Here is a 7477-nt window from a genome sequence, read left to right as displayed (position 1 = left end):
TCTGACAGCCACCAAATTTGGCACTTCCAAAACAAACGGCGTGCTAATTTCGGCGGACGGGGGGCATCACTTGTGGGGAGAGTTGCACCATGTTGCCGAAGGGGTGTTTGGGTCGTTGCCTGGCCGTCGCCGGGCTTTCCTTGGTGTTGGGTGGTGTCGCGCAGGCGGCGCCGGGTAACAGCAGTCCTGTCGGTTCGGGCAACGTCACCGTCGCCGATCCGACTGTGCCGCGTCCGCCGGGACAGCCGTGCGTGGTGCAGCTTTTCAGCAATGACACGTTCAATGACTACAGCCCGCGGCCTTTCAGCTACACGCCGCCTGCCGGCTGCGGCACGCGCTGGTCGAAAGTGGTGCTGGAGGGTGATTTCTCGATCGACCCCGGCGTGCAGTTCGACCGCACGGCCACCATTTTCCTGAGTGGCGTCAATCTCTATTTCGGCACTACGCAGGAACCTGGCTCCACCGACGAACGCACTTGGCACGTGGAGCGTGATCTCACGGACTACACCGCGCTGTTCCGCAATGCCGGCAACGGGCAGGTGTTCATCGGCAACATCGTCAACAGCCAGTACACGAGCTCGCTGCATGGCAGTGCGCGGCTGTTGTTCTATCCGGCGTCGGTGGTGGCGCCTGCACCGCGCGTGCCGGATGCGGTGTACCCGCTGGGTAGCGATCCGGTCGGCAGCACCGTGACCTTGAACAACTCCAGCAGCCAGATGGCGGCGACGCTGACATTGCCGAGCAACGTGGAACGCGCTTACCTGGACGTGTTCACGCAGAGCCAGAGCAATGACGAATTCTGGTACACCTGCGTGCCGGATCAGTACGCCGCGGAAGCGGAAGAATGCGGCGGCGGCAATTTCCGCGAAGCCGAAGTGAGCATCGATGGCCAGTCCGCAGGCGTGGCGCCGGTGTACCCGTGGATCTATACCGGCGGCATCGATCTCTTCATCTGGAAGCCGACGCCCGGTGTGCAGACGCTGAACTTCATGCCGTATCGCGTGGATCTCACGCCGTTCGCCGGCATTCTCAGCAATGGCTCGCCGCATACGGTGGCCGTCAACGTGCAGGGGGCGAACAGCTACTTCTCCGCCACGGCGAGCTTGCTGGTGTACCAGGACAAGGGTGCGAAGCAGGTCAGCGGCGCCGTGGTGCGCAACACGCTGGCCAACCAGCCGCCCACACCGACCATCGGCAGCACGCTGCAACAGGATTCGTCGGGTAATGTCACCGGCGCCATCACTACCGATCTCAGCCGGCACTTCGTGATCGAGGGCTACGTCAACACTTCGCATGGCCGCGTGACGACCACGGTCGATCAGACGGTGAGCTTCGCCGACACACAAACCTTCGACATCACCGCGAACGATTTCCACCAGATCAGCGATCAGCTCACCAAGGTGGAGGGTGTCAGCCGCAGCCGCATCGGCAATTTCCTGAGCGGCGAATACGAAGCGCGTTTCCGCTATCCGCTGCACGTGGATGCCAACGAGACGATCGAGTCGAACGGCGATTATTCGATCCTCACCTCGATCAAGCAGGGCTACGACCAGCACGCCGGCCTGAGCTTGGGCGGCTTCCCGCTGTATTCGTCGGACGTGCATAACCAGATCGCGGGTTCGGACACGCTGGTTCTCAACAGCAACTTCCAGATCGTCAGCCATAGTGGCCAGCAGGCGACGCAAGACTTTGCGTTCAACGATTCGCTGGGTGGCTGCTATCGCGGCAGCGTCAGCTCGGCGAACAACCTGGTGACCGCCTACAGCACCGGCAAAGGTTGCCCCGCCGGACAAAACCGGGTGCTGTGGTTCGCGCATCCAGACGGCTCGCCTTACCTGGGCGATAGCTTGCTGCCCTGGTAAGTAACGAGTGAACATGGCGCCCCCTCCAATGGTCTGAGGGGGCGCCGGCATGCTAGGTTTGCCGGCATCTGACTTGAGCTTGTCGCTCACTGGAGCCCTTACCGATGCGTACTCGTCTGCTTGCCCTTTCCGTTCTTGGCGTGGCCGTTGCTCTCGCTGGCTGCCATCGCGGCACGCGTCCGGACGGTAAGCATGGTGTCACCGACATGGCATCGTTCGAAACTTTCATCGGTACGCACCCGACGCAGGACGAATTCAAGAAGACGTATCCAGGCGTGCAATTGATGCTGCCCGGCACCATCAGCACGATGGAAATCCGCTACGACAACTCGCGCTTCTTCCCGAATCTGGATCAAGACGGACACATCATCGGCGGCGACTTCCACTGAGAATCGCTCGCATACTGTACTCAAGCTGTCATATCCGACAGTTTGAGTCACGTTAGTGACATGTTGCTGCGTTAACGTGATCCCGACAGGGCGCTGCCATTTTTGCTAGGCGGCGAGTTTTCCAGGATCAAAGCGCAGGTCAGCATGTCTTCAACCGTTTCCCTCCCTGCGAACCGGCGCGGTTTGCTATTCGTCGTGCTTGGCGCGGTGCTGCTGTTGGTGATCGGTGGCGGGCTTTGGTATGCGCGCACGCAAATGAGCAGCAAAGAAGCCACGGGCCACACGGCCAATGATGGCAGCGAAGTGGGTGTGATGCTGGATCTGGCCGACAAGGCCTACAACGAAAAACGCCTGGTGTCCCCGGTCGGCAGCAACGTCTATGAGTTCTATTTCAGCGTGCTGCAGCTCGACCCTAACGACGCCATCGCGCAGAAGCGTTTGCACGAGGCGTTCAAGCCTGCTTGCGATGTGGTGGAAAGCACCATCAACGGCGGCGACCTGGATGAGGCCCAGCGCGAGCTATCGCTGCTGCGGCAATACGATCCGCACAATTACAAGCTCGCCTTGCTGGGCAGCGTGCTCGATGCGCAGCGCGTGATCGAGCGGCGCAAGCATGAGGCCGAAGCGGCGCGCATCCAGGCGCAGCAGACCAACGGAAACTAATTGCACGTAGGCAGGGATGCAATCCCAGCATTGAATGAGCAAAGAACGCTGGGATTTCATCCCTGCCTATGGCATCAACCTTCGGCGAGATAGACGTCCTTCAAGCGCACGTAGTGATCGGCGGAATAGTGCAGCTGCTCGATCTGCTTGTCCGTCAGCAGACGTACGCACTTCGCCGGATTGCCCAGCCAAAGCTCGCCCTCGCCCACCACCTTGCCCGGTGGCACCACGCTGCCGGCGCCGACGAAACCGTGTTTCTTGATCACCGCACCATCCAGCACGATGGCGTGCATGCCGATCAGGCAGTAATCCTCAATGGCGCAGGCATGGATCACCGCGGCGTGGCCGATGGTGACGCCTTCACCGATCACGGTAGGAAAGCCCCCCGGCGAATACGGACCATCGTGCGTGACATGCACGATGGTGCCGTCCTGGATATTGCTGCGCGCGCCGACGCGGATGTGATTCACATCGCCGCGCAATACCGCGCCGGGCCAGATGGAAACGTCATCGCCCAGCACGACATCGCCGATAACGCTGGCGGCTGGATCGACATAGGCGCGGGCGCCGAGAGTGGGCAGGATGCCCTTGAAGGAACGCAAGGAATTCATTCGCCTAGTTTAGCCTTCGAGCGGAAGCTGTGCCGTATCGCTTGCGTGAGAGGGATGGCGCTCTTCTTCTTCCAGCACGCGCAGCGTTTCCCGGTAACCGGAATCCACCGCCAGTTGCCAGTCGCGCCAGTCGAGCATGCCGACGTGCTCCAGCGGCGGCGTGATCAACACATCCGCCTGTGCACGGCAGCGTTCGCTGGTCTCCTCGCTGTTGACCATCGCCGCCCGGGTCAGCGTGGACACCAGTCGCGGCCAACCGACGCCGCGCCGCTGGCGCAGCCACAGCCGCCACCATGGCGGCGTGGCGAATTCCTCGGTCTTGGCGCGCAGTTCGATATCGGCGCGAATGCTTACCGCGGTGATGTGAGCAATGCCGTCTTCCGCCATGACATCGGTGGGCAGGTTATCGACCAGCGCACCGTCCACGTACACCTGCCCGTGATGCAGCACCGGCGGCAAAATGCCGGGGATCGAGCTGCTTGCGCGCAGCCACAGCCACAGCGGTCCATGGCGATGTACCACCTTGCCCTGGCCGGACAGATTGGTAGTCACGCAGAAAAATGGCCGCTCCAGATCCTCGATATCGATTGCCCCGAACGCACGCCGCAGCATGATAGCCGCGCGCCGTCCGCGCGTGAGCGCCACCAGCGGCAGCGTCCAATCCGACAGCGGCTTGCCGCGCACGAAAGCTTCGACATACACGCGCATCATCTCCTCGACGCTCCACATGTTGGCGAGGCCTGCACCGATGATGGCGCCGATGCTGGTACCGCCGATGGCGTCGAAGTCGTGTCCAGTCTCCTGCAGTGCGCGCAAGGCGCCCAGATGCGCCAAGCCGCGTGCACCGCCGCCGGCCAGTACCAAACCGCGTGCGTGGCCGCTGATCAGGCGCGCGATGCGTGGAATATCGCTTTCGCCGCAGATGTGGTGATGGCGAACGTCGCCGCTGAACTGCCCGCGCCAACGTCGTGCTGCGCCGTGCAGTACGCGGTGCGCAGGATGGATCAGCAACAGATGCCGCGGCCGATGCCGCACGCGCGCCGGATGCCCGGGTGCCGCTTCCGGCCATGGCCTGGCCGGTTGCGCCGCCAGCGCAGGCAGCAACAGCACGTCGGCCTGGCGCAGGCAGCGCAGGCGCCAGGAGGCATCGCCGGTACTGTCCAGATAGATCACGAAACGCACCTGCGATTCGCGCTCGGCAAACCAGTCGCTGCCGCGGTTGGCGCCGTGCTCGGCATCGATCACCACGCAGCTACCGAAGGCCTCCAGCGCTTGCGCCAGCTGCATCGCCAGGCCACGCACGGGAACGGTTTCGTCCACCGGCAAGATCGCAAACGTGCGCGGCTTGTCGGGCGGCTCCACGTGGCGTTCACGCCGGATCAGCCGATCCACTGCCTGCCGCGCCATGCCCATCATCGCGCGCGGATGATGTTCGATCAGCTGCTCGAAATGCTGTTGATCCAGACGCAGCAGCTCGCAATCGCGCAAGGCACGCACGTTGTAGCGGAGCGCCTCACCGCCCAGCAGGCTGATCTCGCCGACACAATCGTCCGCGGCGACTTGCCGAATCAGATCGGTCGCCCCATCGAACACACCCAGGCTGCCGCTACGCAACAGATACAGCGCGTCGGCCACTTCGCCGGCGCGGTACAGATACTGGCCGCCAGGCAGGCAAATCCAATGCAGATAGCCGGCCAATGTCGCCCGCTGCGCATCCGTCAGATGCGAAAACAGCGGGATACGACCGATCAGGGCGGGGATGTCGGCAGGTAGCATGCGCGCGATGGTACGACGGGCGTGATGACATCGTATGCGTTGCATCCGGCTTGATTTCGGCCCGTCGCGCCAGCACCCTTCCAGGCCTGTAAGGAGCGAAACCATGAGTCAAGACAACCCCCTGCTGGCCGACAGCGCACTCCCGGCGTTCTCCCAGATCCAGCCCGAACACGTGCTGCCAGCTGTCGAAACCCTGCTGGCCGACAGCCGCGCCGGCATCGCCGCACTGACTGCGCCGGGCGCCACGCACGATTTCAAATCCGTGATGCTGCCGCAGGAACGCTTCGACCAGCGCATCGCGCATGCCTGGTCGCCTGTTTCGCATCTGCACTCGGTCGCCGATAGCGAAGCGCTGCGCAAGGTCTACGGTCCAGCGGAAGAAATGCTCACCGACTACTCGATCGAAGTTGGCCAGAACCGCGATCTCTACGCGGCTGTGCAAGCGGTGGCGGATGCACCGAATTTCGCCAGGCTCTCCCGCGCGCAACGCGCCCTGGTCGAACATGCTCTGCGTGATTTCAAGCTATCCGGTGTTGCGCTGGAAGAACCCGCGCGCTCGCGCTTCCGCGACATCGGCGTGGAGTTGTCCAAGCTCTCCACCGAATTCTCCAACGCCGTGCTGGATGCCACCGATGCGTGGCAGGAACACATCACCGACGAACGCGATCTGGCTGGCATTCCCGAATCCGGCCGGGCCGTGCTGCGGCAGTACGCCAAGGAAAAGGGGATGGAAGGCTATCTGGTCACGCTCAAGCAACCCAGCGTGCAAGCGGTGATGACCTATGCCGACAACCGCGGCCTGCGCGAACGCGTGTATTGGGCCTATCAAACGCGCGCTTCCGATCAAGGACCACACGCCGGCAAATACGACAATACCGCACGCATCGACAAAATCATGGCGTTGCGCCATGAAGCAGCTCAGCTGCTCGGCTTCAACAACGCGGCAGAAGAATCGCTTGCCACCAAGATGGCTGGCGCACCGGACGAAGTGCTGACTTTCCTGCGTGACCTCGCTTTGCGTGCCAAGCCGGTGGCGCAGAAAGAACTCACCACGCTGCGCGATTTCGCCGCCGAGGAACTCAAGCTCGACAATCTCGAATCCTGGGATGTTGCTTACGCGGCGGAGAAACTGCGCCAGCAGCAATACGCGCTGGATGAAGAACAACTCAAGCCGTACTTCCCATTGCCGGCGGTGATCGACGGCTTGTTCGGCCTGGTGCAGAAGCTTTACGGCATTACGCTGAAACCGCGCGACGGCATCGACGTATGGCATCCGGACGTGCGCTACTACGACGTCGTCAACGCTGAAGGACACATCTTTGCCGGCGCCTATATCGATCTCTACGCACGCAGCGGCAAGCGCGGTGGTGCATGGATGGACGTGTGCCGCGCGCGCTTCGACGATGGCACGCATCTGGAATTGCCGGTGGCCTTCCTCACCTGCAATTTCGCGCCGCCGACCGAAGGCCGCCCTGCACTGCTCACGCACGACGACGTGCTTACGTTGTTCCACGAATTCGGCCACGGCTTCCATCATTTGCTGACCGAGGTGACGCTGCCTTCTGTCGGCGGCATCGACGGGGTGGAATGGGATGCGGTGGAACTGCCCAGCCAATTCATGGAGAACTTCGGCTGGCATCGCGAAGCGCTGGACATGTTCGCCAAGCACTGGGAAACCGGCGAGCGCCTGCCGGACGAACTGTTTGAACGCATGCTGGCGGCGCGGCACTTCCATGCCGGCCTGTTCCTGGTGCGCCAGCTCGAGTTCGCGTTGTTCGATTTCCTGCTGCATCTGCAATACGAGCCCGGCAAGGGCGCGCGCACGCTCCAGGTGCTGGAGCAGGCACGCCACGAAGTAGCCGTGCTGCATCCGCCGGCCTGGCAGCGTTTTCCGCATGCCTTTACCCACATCTTTGCCGGCGGCTACGCGGCGGGTTACTACAGCTACCTATGGGCGGAGTTGCTGAGTGCGGATGCGTTCGGCGCCTTCGAGGAGCATGCGCGCGACGGGCAGAGCGTGATCGATCCGGCTACCGGCGAGCGCTTCCGCCGCGAAATCCTGGCGGTGGGCGCAAGCCGGCCGGCTATCGAAAGCTTTATCGCGTTCCGCGGACGCAAGCCCGAACCCGAGGCGCTGCTGCGTAGCCACGGCTTGGCATGATCGACTTGCTCCCCT

General features: G+C 62.7%; 6 protein-coding genes. 4 read left to right on the top strand and 2 right to left on the bottom strand.

Going from position 1 to position 7477, the window contains the following annotated elements; all coding sequences use genetic code 11:
• Positions 1–89 precede the first annotated feature (89 nt).
• The 3 genes from VJR68_RS04210 to VJR68_RS04200 all read left to right on the top strand — a co-directional run bounded on the left by VJR68_RS04210 (position 90) and on the right by VJR68_RS04200 (position 2914).
• A complete protein-coding gene (locus tag VJR68_RS04210; RefSeq protein ID WP_324146299.1) occupies positions 90–1862 on the top strand; it encodes a peptide-N4-asparagine amidase in 1773 nt (590 codons plus the stop codon).
• A gap of 104 nt (positions 1863–1966) precedes the next feature.
• Positions 1967–2251 carry a hypothetical protein gene (locus VJR68_RS04205; RefSeq protein ID WP_324146298.1) on the top strand — a complete coding sequence of 95 codons (285 nt, stop codon included), beginning with the start codon at positions 1967–1969 and terminating at the stop codon, positions 2249–2251.
• A 144-nt stretch (positions 2252–2395) separates the two neighbouring features.
• On the top strand, positions 2396–2914 hold the full coding sequence (locus VJR68_RS04200) for a hypothetical protein (protein WP_324146297.1): 519 nt from the start codon (positions 2396–2398) through the stop codon (positions 2912–2914).
• 74 nt (positions 2915–2988) lie between these two features.
• On the opposite strand, the gene VJR68_RS04195 is transcribed toward VJR68_RS04200, so the two are convergent.
• A complete protein-coding gene (locus tag VJR68_RS04195) occupies positions 2989–3525 on the bottom strand; it encodes a gamma carbonic anhydrase family protein (protein ID WP_324146296.1) in 537 nt (178 codons plus the stop codon).
• 9 nt (positions 3526–3534) lie between these two features.
• Entirely contained in the window at positions 3535–5301 is a 1767-nt protein-coding gene (locus tag VJR68_RS04190; protein WP_324146295.1) for a patatin-like phospholipase family protein, read from the bottom strand.
• Positions 5302–5404: 103 nt separating this feature from the next.
• Between VJR68_RS04190 and VJR68_RS04185 the strand changes: the two genes are divergently transcribed.
• The gene (locus VJR68_RS04185) at positions 5405–7462 is read left to right on the top strand and encodes a M3 family metallopeptidase (protein ID WP_324146294.1); all 2058 of its coding nucleotides are present in this window, start codon (positions 5405–5407) and stop codon (positions 7460–7462) included.
• Positions 7463–7477: the final 15 nt, after the last annotated feature.

This window comes from Dyella sp. (genome assembly GCF_035277725.1).
GTDB lineage: Bacteria > Pseudomonadota > Gammaproteobacteria > Xanthomonadales > Rhodanobacteraceae > Dyella_B.
This window is presented reverse-complemented; position numbering and strand designations above follow the sequence as displayed.